The following is an 18,600-nucleotide window of genomic DNA, read 5'->3' as shown; positions in this document are numbered from 1 at the left end:
ATATGTATAAAAAAAACATTCTGCTTGTGAGTATTGCCACAAGATAACATAAAAAGCACACCTCAAAAATGAGATGTGCATTCTTTTTATTCAGTGGCTGTAAGTTTTGCTTCTTCAGCAAGCTCTTCTGCTACTGTATCTTCAATAATTTCAACTTCATTGATGGCTAGTGGTTCAATATTACGGTAGCGGGCCATACCTGTACCCGCTGGGATAATCTTACCAATAATAACGTTCTCTTTCAAACCAAGAAGGTTATCACGTTTACCACGAATGGCTGCATCAGTAAGGACACGAGTTGTTTCCTGGAAGGATGCTGCTGACAAGAATGAGTTGGTTTCAAGAGATGCCTTAGTAATCCCCATAAGGACTGGACGAGCTGTTGCTGGAACACCACCAGCGATAACCACATCAGCATTGGCATCTGTAAAGTCTGCAATATCCATAAGTGTACCCATAAGCAGATCTGTATCGCCTGGATCCATGACACGAACTTTACGAAGCATTTGGCGAACCATTACCTCAATGTGCTTGTCACCGATTTCTACACCCTGGCTACGGTAAACTTTTTGAACTTCAGAAAGAAGGTAAGTTTCAACTGCCAAGACATCACGAACTTCAAGCAAGCGTTTTGGTTGGATAGAACCTTCAGTGAGGGCGCTACCTCTCGCAACTTGATCACCAACTTCGACTTTCATACGGGCTGTAAATGGTACTACGTATTCACCTTCGCCAGTTTTACCTTTAACAAAGACTTTCTTGGTACGAGTAGAAGCATCTTCTTCAATAGCGATAACTTCACCTTTAACCTCAGTGATAACTGCTTCCCCTTTCGGATTGCGCGCCTCAAAGATTTCTTGGACACGAGGAAGACCCTGAGTGATATCGCTGTTTGAGGCTACACCACCCGTGTGGAAGGTACGCATTGTAAGCTGTGTACCAGGTTCACCGATAGATTGGGCTGCAATCGTACCAACTGCTTCACCCACTTCAACCGCATCACCTGTCGCCAAGTTGATACCATAACAATGACGGCAGACACCGTGGCGAGTATTACATGTAAATACGCTACGGATGGTTACTTGTTCAACACCTGCATTGACAATTTCACGGGCAATATCTTCAGTAATCAATTGGTTTGGACCAATGATAACGGCACCTGTTTCAGGATGTTTAACAGTTTTCTTAGTGTAACGACCTTGCAAACGCTCTTCAAGTGGCTCGATCATTTCCTTGCCATCTGTGATTGAACGGATGTCAAGACCACGGTCTGTCCCACAGTCGTCTTCACGGATAATAACGTCTTGGGCAACGTCAACCAAACGACGAGTCAGATAACCTGAGTCGGCTGTCTTCAAGGCCGTATCCGTCATACCCTTACGGGCACCATGAGTTGAGAAGAACATTTCCAAAACAGAAAGACCTTCACGGAAGTTAGACAAGATAGGCAATTCCATGATACGTCCGTTCGGAGCTGACATCAGACCACGCATACCGGCCAACTGGGAGAAGTTGGAAATGTTACCACGGGCACCAGAGTCCATCATCATAACGATTGGGTTCTTCGGATCTTGTTTTTCAACCAGACGTTTTTCCAATTTTTCCTTAGCTGAACGCCATTCATCTGTAACAGCTGCATAACGCTCATCATCAGTAATCATACCACGACGGAATTGTTTCTTGATTTGTTCTACACGTTCGTGAGATTCTTCAATGATTTCAGCCTTGTTGTCGATGACCGGAATATCGGCAATACCCACTGTCAAACCAGCAAGTGTTGAGTGATAGTAACCCAAGTCTTTCAAACGGTCAAGCAGGGCTGATGTTTCAGTTGTACGGAAACGCTTGAAGATTTCAGCGATGATATTACCAAAATTTTTCTTCTTGAATGGTTGGTTGATTGGCAATTCTGCAATAGCAGCCTTGATATCTGACCCTGGCTCCAAGAAGTATTTATCAGGAGTTCCTTCTGTCAAGTTAGCATTATTTGGCTCTTGCAAGTATGGAAGTCCTTCTGGCATAATCGCGTTGAACAAGATTTTTCCGACGGTTGTCATCATGATCTTGTGTTTTTGGTTATCTTTCCAAGGTTTATTAAGGCTATCTGTTGCGATACCAACACGAGTATGCAAGTGAACATAGCCATTGCGGTAAGCCATAACAGCCTCATCCGCATCCTTGAAGACCATACCTTCACCTTCACGACCAGCATCTTCCATGGTCAAGTAGTAGTTACCCAAAACCATATCCTGAGATGGTGTTACGACTGGTTTACCATCTTTAGGGTTAAGGATGTGTTCTGCCGCAAGCATAAGGATACGTGCTTCTGCTTGTGCTTCTTCTGACAATGGAACGTGAATCGCCATCTGGTCACCGTCAAAGTCGGCGTTGTAGGCTTCACAGACAAGCGGGTGCAAACGAAGGGCTTTACCGTCGATCAGGACTGGCTCAAAAGCCTGGATACCCAAACGGTGAAGGGTAGGTGCGCGGTTCAAAAGAACTGGGTGTTCTTTGATCACTTCTTCCAAGATATCCCAAATACGGTCATCACCACGTTCAATCAAACGTTTTGCAGCTTTTACGTTACCAGCAATATCACGGGCAACGATTTCGCGCATGACAAACGGTTTGAAGAGCTCAATAGCCATTTCACGTGGTACACCACATTGGTACATTTTAAGAGTTGGACCAACGGCGATAACGGAACGTCCTGAGAAGTCAACACGCTTACCAAGCAAGTTTTGACGGAAACGACCTTGTTTACCTTTAAGCATGTGGCTGAGTGATTTAAGTGGGCGGCTACCTGGTCCTGTAATTGGACGACCACGGCGACCGTTATCAATCAAAGCATCTACAGCTTCTTGGAGCATCCGTTTTTCGTTTTGTACGATGATCCCTGGAGCGTTAAGTTCCAAGAGACGAGCCAAACGGTTGTTACGGTTGATAACACGGCGATATAATTCATTCAAATCAGATGCAGCAAAACGGCCACCATCCAACTGAACCATCGGACGCAAATCTGGTGGAATAACTGGCAAGATATTGAGAATCATCCACTCAGGTTTATTTCCGGATTTGTAAAAAGCATCCAATACATCCAAACGACGCACAGCTTTAATCCGTTTTTGTCCAGTAGCGGTTTTTAACTCTTCTTTCAACGCAGCGATTTCTTTTGGAAGATCGACTTGTTTCAAGAGGTCTTGGATCGCTTCTGCACCCATTTTGGCAACGAATGAACCATAGCCATATTCACGCAAACGCTCACGGTATTCGCGCTCAGTCATGATTGACTTGTGCTCAAGCGGTGTATCTTTAGGATCGATCACCACGTAAGCCGCGAAGTAGATAACTTCCTCAAGCGCACGTGGGCTCATATCCAAGGTCAAGCCCATACGACTTGGAATACCTTTGAAATACCAAATGTGTGAAATTGGTGCTTTCAACTCAATGTGTCCCATACGTTCACGACGGACTTTTGCACGAGTCACTTCCACACCACAGCGGTCACAAGTAATCCCTTTATAACGGATACGTTTGTATTTACCGCATGAACACTCCCAGTCTTTTGTTGGACCAAAGATTACTTCGTCAAATAGTCCATCACGTTCTGGTTTAAGTGTACGATAGTTGATTGTTTCAGGTTTTTTAACCTCACCGTAAGACCATGAACGAACCTTACTTGGTGAAGCTAACGTGATTTGCATACTTTTAAATCGATTTACGTCAACCACTAATAATCCCTTTCTTTTCTTGTGAGAGGACGGATTCCCATACCTCAAATTCTTGAACAATAATTAGCAGAATGGATAGCTGGTAAGCTATTTTTCTATAAATCAGACGGTGGAAGACTGTTGGTCCTTATCTCTTTCAGTCCTGAGATTTGGACCAACTTATTCCATCCATTCTAATTATTCTTTGCCTTCTGCTTCTTCTGCTGCAAAGGCTGCGGCTGCATCAGCTGCGGCTTTTGCACGTGCTTTTTCAAGATCATCTACGTGGATGATATCATCATCTTCACCTTCATCAAGGTCACGCAATTCTACTTCATTGTTGTCTTCATCAAGGACACGCATATCCAAACCAAGTGATTGCAATTCTTTGACAAGAACGCGGAATGATTCTGGAACACCTGGTTTTGGAATTGGTTTACCTTTAGTGATGGCTTCATAGGCTTTAAGACGGCCTGTCACATCATCTGACTTGTAAGTCAAGATTTCTTGTAGGACGTTTGAAGCACCGTAGGCTTCAAGGGCCCAAACCTCCATCTCACCGAAACGCTGACCACCAAACTGAGCCTTACCTCCGAGTGGCTGTTGGGTAACGAGTGAGTATGGTCCAACTGAGCGGGCGTGAAGTTTATCATCAACCATGTGATGAAGCTTGATCATGTACATGACACCAACAGATACACGGTTGTCAAATGGCTCACCTGTACGTCCATCGTAAAGAATGGTTTTGGCATCTGAATCCATACCTGCTTCTTTAACAGTTGACCAGAGATCTTCTGAACTTGCACCATCGAAAACTGGTGTTGCGATATGAATGCCCAAGTTGCGAGCCGCCATACCCAAGTGAAGCTCCATAACCTGACCGATGTTCATACGTGATGGCACCCCGAGTGGGTTCAACATGATGTCAACTGGTGTTCCGTCTGGAAGATATGGCATATCCTCAACAGGTACAATACGTGAAACGACACCCTTGTTACCGTGACGACCGGCCATCTTATCTCCGACCTTGATCTTACGTTTTTGAGCGATGTAAACACGAACCAGCATGTTGACACCTGATTGCAATTCATCACCGTTGGCACGGGTAAAGATTTTCACATCACGAACGACACCATCGGCACCGTGAGGTACACGAAGAGAGGTATCACGGACTTCACGTGATTTGTCACCGAAGATTGCATGCAAGAGGCGCTCTTCAGCAGAAAGATCTTTTTCACCTTTTGGTGTGACTTTACCAACAAGAATGTCGCCCTCTTTAACTTCGGCACCAATACGAATAATCCCCATTTCGTCCAAGTTGCGAAGAGCATCTTCACCAACGTTTGGAATTTCGCGAGTGATTTCTTCAGGGCCTAACTTAGTATCACGTGTTTCTGATTCGTATTCTTCCAAGTGAACAGATGTATACACATCGTCCTTCACAAGGCGTTCAGACATGATAACTGCATCCTCAAAGTTGTAACCTTCCCAAGTCATGTAGGCAACGATAGGGTTTTGACCAAGAGCCATTTCCCCGTTTTCCATGGAAGGTCCATCTGCGATGAAGTCCCCTTTTTCAACGATGTCGCCCAATTTTACAAGGGTGCGTTGGTTATAGGCTGTACCAGAGTTTGAACGACGGAATTTAGAAATGTGGTAGACATCAAGCGAACCATCTTCACGACGCACTTCTACCTTATCCGCATCTGCATAAACAACCTTACCATTATGTTGAGCGATAATAGCCGCACCTGAGTCATGTGCAGCCTGGTATTCCATACCAGTCCCTACTAATGGTGCTTTCGGATCAATCAATGGGACAGCCTGACGTTGCATGTTGGCACCCATGAGGGCACGGTTGGAGTCATCGTTTTCCAAGAAAGGAATACATGCTGTCGCAACGGCAACTACCTGTTTAGGTGAAACGTCCATGAAGTCTGCTGAATCTGCTGGGAACTCTTGGTTGTTACCTTGGTGACGTCCCATAACAATCTTATCAACGAAACGGTTGTTTTCATCAAGAGGTGATGTTGACTGTGCTACGATGTAGGCATCTTCTTCATCCGCTGTCAACCAAACGATTTCGTTTGTAACTGTACCAGTTGCACGGTCAATCTTGCGGTATGGTGTTTGGATGAAGCCATACTTGTTGAGGTGACCATAAGAAGACAAGTTGTTGATCAAACCGATGTTTGGTCCCTCAGGCGTTTCAATCGGACACATACGACCATAGTGAGTGTAGTGAACGTCTCGAACCTCATAACCAGCACGGTCACGAGTCAAACCACCAGGTCCCAAGGCTGACAAACGGCGTTTGTGAGACAACTCAGAAAGTGGGTTGTGTTGGTCCATGAACTGTGACAACTGAGATGAACCAAAGAATTCTTTGATTGCGGCTGTAACAGGACGGATATTGATGATTTGTTGTGGCGTCAATACTTCATTGTCTTGAACAGACATACGCTCACGTAAGTTACGTTCCATACGAGTCAAACCGATACGTACTTGGTTAGCAAGCAATTCACCAACGGCACGAATACGACGGTTACCCAAGTGGTCAATATCATCTACACGACCAAGACCCTCAGCCAAGTTGAGGAAGTAGCTCATTTCAGCCAAAATGTCCGCAGGTGTTATTGTACGTACTTTTTCTGCTGGATTAGCATTACCAATCACCGTCACAACACGTTCTGGATCCTTAGGAGCTACAATCTTGAATTTCTGCAAAAGAACTGGCTCAAGAAGAACAGCGTTGTCATTTGGAATATACTCTACCAAGTTGAGCTCATCGAATTGTGCTTCTACTTTTTCAAGCACATCACGACTCAATACAGTACCAGCTTCCAAGACAATTTCGCCTGTCTCACCGTTAATCACATGCTCAGCAAGTGTTTGGTTGAGCAAACGAGTACGGAGGTTGAGTTTTTTATTAATCTTGTAACGACCAACAGGTGCCAAGTCGTAACGACGTGGGTCAAAGAAACGAGCTGTCAAAAGACTACGAGAGCTTTCAGCTGTCTTTGGTTCACCTGGACGAAGGCGCTCATAGATTTCCTTAAGCGCTTCATCTGTACGATAATCTGCTGGGTTTTTATGAATATCTTTTTCAATGGTATTGCGAACCAATTCGCTATCACCAAAGATATCAAAGATTTCATCATCACCTGAGAAACCAAGCGCACGAACAAGCGTTGTGAATGGAATCTTACGCGTACGGTCAATACGAGTGTAGGCAATGTCTTTTGAGTCTGTTTCCAATTCCAACCAAGCTCCACGGTTAGGAATAACCGTTGATCCATAACCTACTTTACCATTCTTATCTACTTTATCATTAAAGTAGACACCTGGTGAACGAACCAACTGAGAAACGATGATACGCTCTGCACCGTTGATGATGAAGGTACCCATTTCAGTCATGATTGGAAACTCACCGAAGAAGACTTCTTGTGTCTTGATCTCGCCAGTTTCTTTATTCACCAGACGGAAAGTCACATAAATTGGAGCTGAGTAGTTAGCATCATGCGCACGCGCTTCTTCCAATGTGTACTTAGGCTCTTTCAATTCATAACCAACGAATTCCAATTCCATGGTATCCGTAAAGTTTGAAACTGGAAGTACATCTTCAAAGACTTCTTTCAAACCATAATCTAAAAAGTGTTGGAAAGAGTCCGTTTGGATTTCAATCAAATTTGGTAAATCAAGAACTTCCTTGATTCTTGAAAAACTGCGACGGGTACGGTGCTTACCGTACTGAACTTCATGTCCTGCCAAAAGTTTTCTCCTTTGTATTAAGATACTAAGCCGTAAACAACTCAAAGAAAAATAGGAAACACGACGACGGAGGCAAGCCTCCTAGGAGCTGTTTATCTTTTTTCACAGAGTTGTAGGCGAGTTCAATTAAAAGATACGAGACCGTGAAAACCAAAGTGAAAATAGGAGAGTGACGCCGTGTCACCAGACACGAGGAGCTCTATCTTTTTCACACAGGTTTTAGGTCGAGTTCAATTAAAGATACGAGGGCGTCAAACACTCCAAAAGAAAATAGGACATCGACAAAGCAATCAAAAGATTGCAAGGAGATGTATCTTTTTCTACAGGAGTATAGCCCGAGTTCAATTATATTCAGCATGTGATGACCTGCGCTTGCTTTTTCTGAATTTTTAGAATCTTTAAGAATAGGTAACAATTCTCAAAGAACTTCTTCATAGACACAAAAAGAGCAGCTAAATCTTCCTTTTAAAAAGTGTGATTTAACTGCTGCAAGCCTTGCTTGGACAATATTTCAAACAAGACACACGACAAATAATTTATACAATTATAACACAAGAACTAGAATAAATCAAGAAATGAATCAGTTCTGTATCTTGGATATCATTCGAAAGTAATCAATCGAGCTGAATTGTCTTTTTGCCTGAGATCGTCATAAAACTATTATCTTGCTCTTGAGATAAATTCTACAATGTTAACCACGTAATCTACTCTAATTTTGAATCATTATCTAATTATATGGAACAAGCGCTTCGATTTGAACCCCTAAAAGATTAGTCACTGCTAGATGTCTGAGTGTCTGTATCTTGGTCATTATTTGAACTCGAAGAACTTGTTCCACTGCTTCGACTAGAGCTACTGCGTTGAGTTGAGCTACTTGATGTGGTCGTTTGCGACCCAATTATAGTATTCCAAGCCTGACGTTTATCGTTGTCGGTCCCGCCAACCATGAAATTATAATTGGTTACTGGTGCACCGTTTTTGGCCCAATAACTTGTTGTGGTCGCACCACCAATCGTTACTTGACGACCATTCACCTGAACTGTTCCGGCACGTTGACCAGTAGAAGATACAACATTAGAGGAGATGACATTCCTATCCAGTTCAAACTTACCTGAAAACATATCCGATTTGACATTGTATAATGCATCCACAAGGTATGCAACGTATTGTGAATTATTATAGTATCCTGTCCAGACATACATTTCTGAGTTGTCATCATTCCCCACCCATGTTCCTAACGTTACTTTCGGAGTAGATAACATTAACCAAACATCATTTACCTCATTACTTGTACCCGTTTTTCCAACGAAGTCAGATGTTGCGGCTTGAGGATTCAAGCTACTTAATCGACTTTTGAATGTTGAGGTGTAACCAGAATTAATCACTTGTCGTAATAACATATTCATAATGCTTGCCGTAGCTTTTGAATACACTTGAACGGGAGCAGCTTCGTGCTGGTATACCACCGTTCCATCCGATGCAGTGATACTTTCAACAATATAGTGCTTATTATAAACACCGCCATTGGCTAAAGTCTGATAGGCGTTGGTATTCGTCAATACAGAGATTTCAACCCCTCCGCCTAATGGCACACTTTCAATATCATACATTGGAATATGATAATTCATTTTTTCCATGTAATCCTTAGCATTAACCCCTGCGTTTTGAATCATTTTATAAGTCCAAAAAGCCGGGATATTTACAGACATATCAATAGCAGTCTGTAAATTCATCATACCAGTACCTTTACTACTGCCGTACATAATTGGCTGACCACTTGAGAAGTTTGTGGGATAATTAGATAGAATACTTGCAGACCCTAGCAATCCTTGATCAATAGCAATACCATAAGCTAACAATGGTTTAATAGTAGAAGCAGGTGACCGTTGTGTGTCGAAGGCGTGGTTATTTTGATTTGTTGCAAAGTTTCTACCACCAATAAATCCTAGAATAGCTCCTGTACTATTATCAATCAAAACACTTCCTGTCTCAACATATTCATTTCCATTGTCTAGAACTGAACCGTAATTCGCTACGACAGATTGCATTGCAGAATAGATGCCTTTATCAACGGTACTCTTTATAATATATCCCCCTTGACTTAATTCCTGAGTCGCCATCTCCTCATATGATGATTTTATATCATCATTTTTCAAGTCGTTTTCAGAAACTGCATCCCGTTTAACGAGATAATCAAACATGACCTGCTGTGCCTCCTCCATAACTTCATAATAGAGGTAGTCTTTTGTATCTGAAGCGATGGGTGCAGGGGCGATAAAATCTTGCTTAATATCATAATCTTTATAAGCTTCGTATTCCTCTTTAGTCAAAAAAGAAGCTCGATACATATTATAAAGAACGTCCTGATAACGCTCAATTCCATAAATCATGTCATCATCCGATTTCCGTGTTCCGTCTGAAGCATACGGAGAATACACAATAGGACTTTGAGGCAATCCAGCGATATAAGCAGCCTGTGGGACGCTTAACTCCTTAGCCGTTTTTCCAAAGATCCCTCTTGCAGCTGCCTCTACACCTGCAATATTTTTTCCCTGATTGTTTCGTCCAAAAGGAGAGACATTCAAATAAATTGTTAATATCTCATTTTTTGTCATATTTCGCTCTAAAGCTAAAGCAGAAATGATTTCATTAGCCTTTCGCGTAAAGGTTGGAGCATCACCCACCAATTGTTGTTTGATCAATTGTTGGGTCAAAGTAGAGCCACCACTAGAAGATCCTAGTCCGATAGATCCTAAAGCAGCACGTAATACTGCTTTTGGTACAACACCATTATGCGTCTCAAAGGTTTCGTCTTCTGTAGCAATAACAGCCTGCTTTAGATAATCCGAAACCTCTTCAGACGTAACTGGTATACGTAATAAGTCAGAATTTACTTCTGAAACTAAACTACCATCTGAATAAGTTACCGTTGAAATACGACTAACTTCCGATACCTTTTCAACCAACTCTTCTGTTTTTGGCACTTCAACTTTGTCGAAAAGACTAACAACAAAGCCCACTCCGACCCCACCACCAAAAATAGCAATTAAAATTCCTAAGACAACTATCGAATTAATCAATAATTTAAGGGTCCGAAGGAAGATTCCAAAACCATTCTCTAACTGATGAATATCAACTTTCTTTTTTAAATCTTGTTTTTCTGATTTGTTATTCATAAAAACTCCTTATCACTCAATTATACCAAATTTTGTATATTTTCCGCAATTTCATGGTATAATAGGAAGGAATTTTTTAATACAAAGTTCGACCCAAATACTTTAAAACATGACTTGGGTCCTAACTATTCAATCAAAAGGAGATAGCCTACATGAACATTTTTGAAGAACTGAAAGCTCGCGGCCTAGTCTTTCAAACGACAGACGAAGAAGCCTTGGTAAAAGCATTAACTGAAGGAAAAGTTTCTTATTATACAGGCTATGATCCAACAGCTGACAGTTTACATTTAGGCCATCTGGTTGCCATCCTAACAAGCCGTCGGTTACAATTAGCTGGGCACAAACCTTATGCTCTTGTTGGTGGTGCTACAGGTCTGATTGGTGATCCATCTTTTAAAGACGCGGAACGTAGCTTGCAAACCAAAGATACAGTAGACGGTTGGGTAACAAAGATCCAGGGTCAGCTCTCTCGCTTCTTGGATTTTGAAAATGGTGACAACAGAGCTGAAATGGTCAATAACTACGACTGGTTCTCAGATATTAGCTTCATTGACTTCCTTCGTGATGTCGGTAAATACTTCACTGTCAACTACATGATGAGCAAAGATTCTGTTAAAAAACGAATTGAAACAGGAATTTCTTACACTGAATTTGCATACCAAATCATGCAAGGCTATGATTTCTATGAGTTGAATGATAAGCATAATGTTACATTGCAAATTGGTGGTTCAGATCAATGGGGCAATATGACTGCCGGCACGGAATTGCTACGTCGCAAAGCTGATAGGACTGGTCACGTGATGACTGTTCCGCTCATCACTGACTCAACCGGTAAGAAATTTGGTAAGTCTGAGGGTAATGCTGTTTGGCTTGATGCTGATAAAACTTCTCCTTACGAAATGTACCAATTCTGGCTCAATGTCATGGACGACGATGCCGTTCGTTTCTTGAAAATCTTTACATTCTTATCACTAGATGAGATTGCAGAGATTGAAGAACAATTTAATGCAGCCCGTCATGAACGTTTGGCTCAGAAAATTTTGGCTAAGGAAGTCGTGACATTAGTTCATGGTGAAGAAGCCTATAACCAAGCCCTTAACATTACTGAACAATTGTTCGCTGGCAATATCAAAAACCTATCCGCAAAAGAACTCAAACAGGGGCTTAGCAACGTTCCAAACTACGCTGTACAGGCTGAAGACAACCTCAACATCGTTGAACTCTTGGTTACCTCTGGTATTGTTAACTCAAAACGCCAAGCTCGTGAAGATGTAGCAAATGGTGCCATCTATGTCAACGGTGAACGTGTGCAGGATTTGGACTACACTCTTTCTGACAGCGACAAGATTGACGGCGAGTTGACCATTATCCGTCGTGGTAAGAAGAAATATTCTGTTTTGACTTATTAACATTTTTCAAGGAAATCCTATGTGATTTCCTTTTCTGCTAACCTAGGAGAAAAGATATGACCTGCATTTTTTGCCACCAACTCAATGAAAATGCCATTCTCTACCAGACGAAACATTTCAAAGTAGTCTGGGATATTGACCCTGTCCAAACTGGACATCTACTGATTATCAGCAAGAAACACTATGACACGCTCAGCCAAGTCCCTCCTGCTATTCGCTATGAACTGTCTGACTTGGAAGTCTTGTTAACTGAAAAACTCTATCAAGCATTGGCAATTGACGGTGTGACCATAGCTTGCAACGATCGCTTGTTTGACACTGGCACCCATTTCCATGTTCATCTCATCCCACGCTTTCAATCAGATGGCTTCTGGGACCAAATTTCGCTTGCACAAGTGCAACTGGATTTGACTCATTTTCTCAAAGCATTATAAAAAGCAGCCCGACAAAGATATTTTTCAGATAAGATATTTTGAGTTTATTGATAAAAAGCTCACCAGTGCTTTATAATAATACATATATGCTACAAGATTGAGGAGAGAAAGATGGCTCAAAAGAATAACCTGCTAAAAATTTGAATAAGCTTGTTGATATTATCACTGATACTACAAAAATAATCGGGGATACTGTTCAGGCTGCAGCTCCTATTCTTGATAAAGCTTTAGACCGTCAACACGAAAAAAATCTGAGTCAAATTCAGGTACCTAATGTTATCGACTTAGTTGTGGAGGAAGCCAAACGCCACCTTGAAGAAATTGGTTTTCGAGTCACTCTCACTCTGGTGAAACCGAATAAAAAATACCGCCAGGAAACTACTCGAGACAATGAAGTAGTTGATATGATTCCAAAAGCAGGAAAATTCGATAAAGGAAGCCTCATCAAACTCTACTATATCAACCAAGAAATTATTGATGCGAGTAATCAAGAAGTTACAATTCCAAACCTCATAGGACTAACCATTCCAGAGGCTCGCGAACACTTGCAAGAAGTCGGTTTCAAACCAGCAATGGAAATTCTCACAGCAGATGCCAAGTATGCAAAACAAAAAATAAATGTTGTGATTGATATGGAGCCAAAGGCAAACCTCTTTACTACAACAGCTGTGAAAGGTAGCCTCATCAAGTTAAAATATCTAGATGAAGAAACATTGGAACAAAGCCTACAGTTAGCTAGCCAAGCCGAAGAAAATCAATTAGATGTGGGGCAACTATTCAAACAGCTTCCAAATCTATTTGGAAACAAGGATGTCGAATAAAAAATAAGGAGAGATCATTTTAGAATCTCTCCTTATTTTTTATCTCATTTATACCAACTCTTCCACTTCATAGATTGTATCATCCAACACCTCTTGGTACCGTTTCAAGTCATAGGCCACAGAGGTTTCCACCTCCGCCAACTGCTGATCCAGCTGGATTTTCACCTCTTCCACCCCGTCCAAGTCCAAGATATGATTTGTCACATGCTTCACACAGTTTTGACAAGATAAATTTTTCAATTTCAAGGTTTGTTTCATGTTCTTTCTCCTCGTTCTTACACAATAAAAATAAAAAGTAGCACAACTCTAAAGGTTTGCAAATTGAGCAAACTCTGTTCACATCCTCAAGCCAAAGATTGAACTCTGGTACTTACTCATTTTCAAGTAACACCACCCAAATTTTACACTCATTTAATCAACACACCTTATGTCGATTTTTGAAGTGTGTGATGATGACCACAAGTACATTGACCTGGCAGACACTGACAGACAATACTCTCAGGTGCCGTCTTTTGTAACTGCGAGATTTTGCTGACAATATTCTCAAGGCTTTTTTGGGAAAATGTCCCTGTGTCCAGCAGCTTTTCAACTAGTTGCCCCTGCTTCGTGGAGCATATGGTAGCCAATAAGAGCTCCACCTGCCCCTGCAAATGTTCCTCTTCACTAATCAGCGGATAATAGTGATACTTGCTTGTTTCCTTGGCCATACGCAAATAGTTTTTCTTCCGCAGTCGCCCCAAAAGTGTCTTAATGGTCGTCGCCTGCCAATCAAATCCTTCCTGCAAGGCCTGAATAATTTCCTGGGAAGTCGTTCCCGGCTGTGCCCACAGAACCCGCATCACCTGCCACTCTGCAGCTGAAATAGCTTGCTCCAAAATCTCACCTCCATCTAACCATTTCTACAAATATAGTTTACAACTGTAGTCAAAAAATGTCAAGAAGAAAGACCGAACTTCTCGTTCAGCCTTTTCTTTTCTCTTAATGAGCCAGCATTTCTTGACCGATTTCCAAACCAGTCAAACCAACAGGGTAGTAAGTCGGCCAGTTTTCCAATTCTTCCAAAAGCTTATCTTGACTCTCTCCACCAAAGTAGATATGGAAGTGACCGGTTTTTACTGGTGCAATATTGTGATCACTAAATTGAACATACTTATAGTTTCTAGCATTTGCATCTGTTGCCTCAAACAAGAAACGAACGCCACGATTTCCTTTTTTGTAAGTCAAAATCTTATAACCCACATACTTATAAGTAAATTTCTCTTTCTTATCGCCTACCACAAATTCCATTGTGTTATCTGTAATGTTAATTTGATCAACATCTGTTTTGTACCCGGTATCATAATATGCCTTATATTCATCAGCTGTCATATCGCCTTTCAGTTTAGCCTTATAATCCCAGACTTGATCTAAGGTCCCATCAAGCAAATATGGATAAACAGATTGCCATTCGCCTGCATAATCTGAAAGTGTACGATCTTTCACAGCACTGTCTTCAAAATACCCATTATAGACCGTTTGTGGAGTCTCAGCCCCATCCTCTGGTAAAATTTCAGAACCAACTTGAGAAGTTGTTTTTTCAAGGGCAGTCAGATTATCTTCCATAACAGAAATATAATCCTTACCATTTTTCATATCTTCATCTGTCAAACTTTCAAGAGGATTCAGAACATCCAGCTGAACACCTGTTTCATTTGCGAGTGTTTCAGCAACAGATTTCGACGCATTTTCTTCAAAGTATATATACTTGATTCCATATTTTTTGATATAGTCGGTCAATTCGGCTAACCGCGAAGGGGTAGGATCTTCATCCGCAGCAACACCTGTGATTGAAACTTGTTTCAAACCATAATCTAAAGCCAAATAAGCAAAAGCTGTATGTTGTGTAACAAAATACTTCTGTTTAGCGGCAGATAGTGTCTCAGAATATTTAGCATCCAAAGCATCTAATTTCTCAATATAGGCTGCCGCATTTGTTTCAAAAATATCTTTCTTTTCTGGGTATTTAGCTACCAAACTATCTCGAATAGTTTCTACAAGAGTAATTGCACGGGCTGGAGACAACCATACATGCGGATCATAAGCATGGCTATGCCCCTCCTCACTGTGGTCGTAATCCTCACCTTCTTCACTACCGGGTAACAAGAGCATGCCTTCCGTTGCTCTAATCACACTGACCTTTGAGGTGTCAATAGATTCCTCAACATCATGAACCCATGTTTCCATATTTTCATTTTCGTAAACAAAAACATCAGCTTCTTGAATTCGAGCAATATCTCTTGCTGAAGGTTCATAATCATGAACTTCTGTTCCAGCCTTAACCAACAGATCAACATTTGCCTCATCACCTGCCACCTGCTTAGTGAATTCATAAACAGGATAGAAGGTTGTTACAATATTTAGCTTCCCATCTTCAGAAGCTGTGCTATTGCCACATGCTCCTAAAAGCAAAGCTGAAATAGACACGAATATCAATCCAACTTTTTTCATCATTACTCCTTATTTTCTAAATTTTTGAACAACATTCACCAGTAAGAAAAAACTAATGAAAATCAAGGTAATACTTGCACTTGCTGGAGTTTCTGCATAATAGGATGTCATCAAACCTGTCACCATTCCTAAAAAGCCAATTGCCATCCCCGTAAAGATAACAGCTTTAAAACTCTTACCAAGTTGTAAGGCAATAGAAGCAGGTAGAACCATAATGGTTGAAACCAATAAAGCCCCCGCAGCAGGAATCATAAGAGCAATCGCAACACCAGTAACTACATTAAAGGCAATAGACATAGCTCTAACAGGCAATCCATCTACAAATGCGGTATCTTCATCAAAGGTAAGAATATACATAGGACGTAAAAATAACAACGTCAATAGAATGACAATCAAAGCAATCACAAATAAAGCAACTACTTGTTCTTGACTGATTGTTACAATCGAACCAAAAAGATATTGTTCCAGGCTAAGTCCAGACTTTCCTCCTGATTTATTCATAACAATTAACGAAATCGCCAAACCAGTCGACATGAGAATTGCCGTTCCGATTTCCATAAAGTTTTTATAAATAGTCCTCAAATATTCCAAAAATACAGCTGCTACAATTACAACAAGTACTGTTGAAAGAGTAGGCGAAATACCCAAAACCAAACCGAATGCAACACCAGCTAAAGAAACGTGACTGAGGGTATCTGACATTAGGCTTTGACGCCTAAGGATTAAGAAAACCCCTAGGATTGGTGAAAAGAAACTCATGGCAATAATCGCCAGAAAAGCGCGTTGCATGAAGTCGTAATTAAATACAGATAAATCAAACATGGACAACCTCCTCATCTGTTTCATGAACATTGAAACAACGCCAAGGAGACTGTTGATCACGAACCAGGTGAATATTACGATCAGCGTATTTATTCAATTCATCGGGATCGTGAGTAATCATCAATACAGATTTACCATGCTTTTTGGCTGAGTGATGCATGAGCTGGTAAAAGGCATCCTTTGTCCCTGCATCCATACCAGTAGTAGGCTCATCCAAAATAAAAATATCCGGATCCGAAGCAAACATACGTGCTATTACAGCTCGTTGTTTTTGACCACCACTCAATGCTCCCAAACGTTTTTCACGATGCTCCCACATCCCTACAGATTCCAGACTTATCCGAACATGTTCCTCATCATGGGCTGTCAATCGACGGAACCACCCTTGCCGAGAATAACGACCAGATTTTACAAACTCATAAACTGTACTCGGAAAGCCAGCATTAAAACTTGCTATCTGCTGAGGTAAGTAAGCCATTCGTAATTTCTTACCTTTTATACTTTTTTCTGCAATAATGACTTTTCCATGTTTTGGCTTTAATATCCCTAAAGTTGCTTTAATTAGAGTAGATTTCGCCGCCCCATTCTCACCAGTTAATGTAACGAATTCACCACTATCTAAATGGTAGTGAATATTTTCCAAAACCGGCTCCTTGTCGTAGTAAAACGACAAATCTTCCACAGTAATATATCTCATTTATTTTCTAATTTTCTCCACTAACTCATTCAAAAATCTTGCAATAAGCTCTTGTTCGTCAAGACTATAACTACCTAACAGTTCTTCATAAGCTTCCAAAGTATGTGCATGATGATGCGCATGCTCCGCAGCAATAGGCTTTGCAGCCTCAGTCAGACTAAAACGAACAATACGTGCATCCTTTGAATCCTTTACTGCTACTAATAAACCCTGAGCAACCAAAGATTTAGTAGCCTTTGTAATAGCAGCTTGACTAACATTCAGCTGCTTTGCAATTTCAGTATTAGTATAGGCAGCTTTTTCAATAAGCATCAAAATATGCTCCTGCGTATTCGTCAACTTCACCGTACTTTGACAAGAACCAACCAATATTTCCAACTGGTTCTCAGAACTCAAAACTATTTCATGCAAACACTTCTCAATATCTAATGCAAATTGGCTCATAAGCACATCCTTAACCTTTTAATTAACTTGTTAAGTATATCATGCTAATAAAAAAAAAAACAAGAAAAAAATAAAAAATATTTAAAAGCTAACTTGTCAAAGTAAGTTCTAGTCTGACTCGAAAACTAGAAACTAGACTGAGACGAAAAAATAAGGTAGAACTTGAGGACATTAAAGTACATTTAGAATTAAAGAGTTTAGTTGAAAATGGTGAATAAAAATCAAAAAGTTGTACATATTATACTCCGTCAGATTAACCAACTAGATAAAGAGATTAGTAATTTTTAGTAACTCAACTGAAAATTTTAAAACCTCAAAACAAAAAGACAAGGTCCCAAAACCTTGTCTTTTAAACTATACCGGCGGCCGGGGTCGAACCGGCACGTCCTTGCGGACACTGGATTTTGAGTTTGGTTCTTGTAGTTTTTTAAACACAAAAATCCCATTTTATCATTATTATAGAAGCTTTTTCACTCTATAAATAAGGTATAATTTCTAAAATTAGTTACTTTGTAGTAATGCTTACTTTATTACAATGTCATTAAAGGAACATTATGATGGTAAACAAAGCAGATCCAAATGATTTTACCCTTACTGAAGTGAAGTAAGCATTCAATACGAATCAATACATAAGAGAAACGCTGATTTTAAGCGTTTTTTCTTTTTATCAAATGCAGTATATTGCATTATATTTCAATTCAAACCCTACCTTTTTCTCTACTTTTTTCGATTGTGCAGGAATGAAGAACAACTCTTGTCGTTGAACAGTAGAACCAATCTCTTTCAACTGTCCATGACAGTCTGGACAAGTGCAGTCTTCGCCCTGTAA

General features: G+C 40.8%; 12 protein-coding genes and 1 pseudogene. 3 read left to right on the top strand and 10 right to left on the bottom strand.

The annotated features are described in order from the left end of the window. Positions 1-86 precede the first annotated feature (86 nt). The 3 genes from rpoC to pbp1b all read right to left on the bottom strand — a co-directional run bounded on the left by rpoC (position 87) and on the right by pbp1b (position 10,657). Positions 87-3,731 (bottom strand): DNA-directed RNA polymerase subunit beta', encoded by a 3,645-nt coding sequence (gene rpoC / locus ACPC58_RS09350; protein WP_217374335.1) that lies wholly within the window; start codon positions 3,729-3,731, stop codon positions 87-89. 177 nt (positions 3,732-3,908) lie between these two features. Continuing rightward, positions 3,909-7,481 carry a DNA-directed RNA polymerase subunit beta gene (gene rpoB / locus ACPC58_RS09345; protein WP_434065861.1) on the bottom strand — a complete coding sequence of 1,191 codons (3,573 nt, stop codon included), beginning with the start codon at positions 7,479-7,481 and terminating at the stop codon, positions 3,909-3,911. A gap of 770 nt (positions 7,482-8,251) precedes the next feature. After that, entirely contained in the window at positions 8,252-10,657 is a 2,406-nt protein-coding gene (pbp1b, locus tag ACPC58_RS09340) for a penicillin-binding protein PBP1B (RefSeq protein ID WP_434065860.1), read from the bottom strand. A gap of 152 nt (positions 10,658-10,809) precedes the next feature. Between pbp1b and tyrS the strand changes: the two genes are divergently transcribed. From tyrS to ACPC58_RS09325, 3 genes are all read left to right on the top strand, one after another. After that, positions 10,810-12,066, top strand: coding sequence for a tyrosine--tRNA ligase (gene tyrS / locus ACPC58_RS09335; RefSeq protein ID WP_217374338.1), 1,257 nt, complete (start codon positions 10,810-10,812; stop codon positions 12,064-12,066). A 56-nt stretch (positions 12,067-12,122) separates the two neighbouring features. Further along, a complete protein-coding gene (locus ACPC58_RS09330; protein ID WP_274504334.1) occupies positions 12,123-12,500 on the top strand; it encodes an HIT family protein in 378 nt (125 codons plus the stop codon). A gap of 140 nt (positions 12,501-12,640) precedes the next feature. Then, positions 12,641-13,321 carry a PASTA domain-containing protein gene (locus tag ACPC58_RS09325; protein WP_434065859.1) on the top strand — a complete coding sequence of 227 codons (681 nt, stop codon included), beginning with the start codon at positions 12,641-12,643 and terminating at the stop codon, positions 13,319-13,321. Positions 13,322-13,369: 48 nt separating this feature from the next. On the opposite strand, the gene ACPC58_RS09320 is transcribed toward ACPC58_RS09325, so the two are convergent. The 7 genes and pseudogenes from ACPC58_RS09320 to ACPC58_RS09290 form a co-directional block, all read right to left on the bottom strand. After that, on the bottom strand, positions 13,370-13,579 hold the full coding sequence (locus ACPC58_RS09320) for a heavy-metal-associated domain-containing protein (RefSeq protein ID WP_434065858.1): 210 nt from the start codon (positions 13,577-13,579) through the stop codon (positions 13,370-13,372). 167 nt (positions 13,580-13,746) lie between these two features. After that, the gene (locus ACPC58_RS09315; protein ID WP_277837549.1) at positions 13,747-14,196 is read right to left on the bottom strand and encodes a CopY/TcrY family copper transport repressor; all 450 of its coding nucleotides are present in this window, start codon (positions 14,194-14,196) and stop codon (positions 13,747-13,749) included. A gap of 103 nt (positions 14,197-14,299) precedes the next feature. Further along, on the bottom strand, positions 14,300-15,808 hold the full coding sequence (locus ACPC58_RS09310) for a zinc ABC transporter substrate-binding protein AdcA (protein ID WP_277845169.1): 1,509 nt from the start codon (positions 15,806-15,808) through the stop codon (positions 14,300-14,302). Positions 15,809-15,817: 9 nt separating this feature from the next. Further along, entirely contained in the window at positions 15,818-16,630 is an 813-nt protein-coding gene (locus tag ACPC58_RS09305; protein WP_130554925.1) for a metal ABC transporter permease, read from the bottom strand. After that, the gene (locus tag ACPC58_RS09300; RefSeq protein WP_434065857.1) at positions 16,623-17,327 is read right to left on the bottom strand and encodes a metal ABC transporter ATP-binding protein; all 705 of its coding nucleotides are present in this window, start codon (positions 17,325-17,327) and stop codon (positions 16,623-16,625) included. The genes ACPC58_RS09305 and ACPC58_RS09300 overlap by 8 nt, the downstream gene beginning before the upstream one ends. Continuing rightward, on the bottom strand, positions 17,328-17,771 hold the full coding sequence (locus tag ACPC58_RS09295) for a zinc-dependent MarR family transcriptional regulator (RefSeq protein WP_217374341.1): 444 nt from the start codon (positions 17,769-17,771) through the stop codon (positions 17,328-17,330). It abuts the gene before it with no gap. 715 nt (positions 17,772-18,486) lie between these two features. Beyond that, a pseudogene (locus tag ACPC58_RS09290) lies at positions 18,487-18,600 on the bottom strand (IS66 family transposase zinc-finger binding domain-containing protein); the annotation flags it as partial.

Origin of the sequence: Streptococcus sp. VTCC 12905 (assembly GCF_049893385.1) — a bacterium.
GTDB lineage: Bacteria > Bacillota > Bacilli > Lactobacillales > Streptococcaceae > Streptococcus > Streptococcus suis_AA.
This window is presented reverse-complemented; position numbering and strand designations above follow the sequence as displayed.

Coding starts and splice junctions, on each gene's coding strand:
- pbp1b (WP_434065860.1), bottom strand. CDS start 10,657: ATGAATAACAAATCAGAAAAACAAGATTTAAAAAAGAAAGTTGATATT.
- tyrS (WP_217374338.1), top strand. CDS start 10,810: ATGAACATTTTTGAAGAACTGAAAGCTCGCGGCCTAGTCTTTCAAACG.
- ACPC58_RS09330 (WP_274504334.1), top strand. CDS start 12,123: ATGACCTGCATTTTTTGCCACCAACTCAATGAAAATGCCATTCTCTAC.
- ACPC58_RS09320 (WP_434065858.1), bottom strand. CDS start 13,579: ATGAAACAAACCTTGAAATTGAAAAATTTATCTTGTCAAAACTGTGTG.
- ACPC58_RS09310 (WP_277845169.1), bottom strand. CDS start 15,808: ATGAAAAAAGTTGGATTGATATTCGTGTCTATTTCAGCTTTGCTTTTA.
- ACPC58_RS09305 (WP_130554925.1), bottom strand. CDS start 16,630: ATGTTTGATTTATCTGTATTTAATTACGACTTCATGCAACGCGCTTTT.
- ACPC58_RS09300 (WP_434065857.1), bottom strand. CDS start 17,327: ATGAGATATATTACTGTGGAAGATTTGTCGTTTTACTACGACAAGGAG.
- ACPC58_RS09295 (WP_217374341.1), bottom strand. CDS start 17,771: ATGAGCCAATTTGCATTAGATATTGAGAAGTGTTTGCATGAAATAGTT.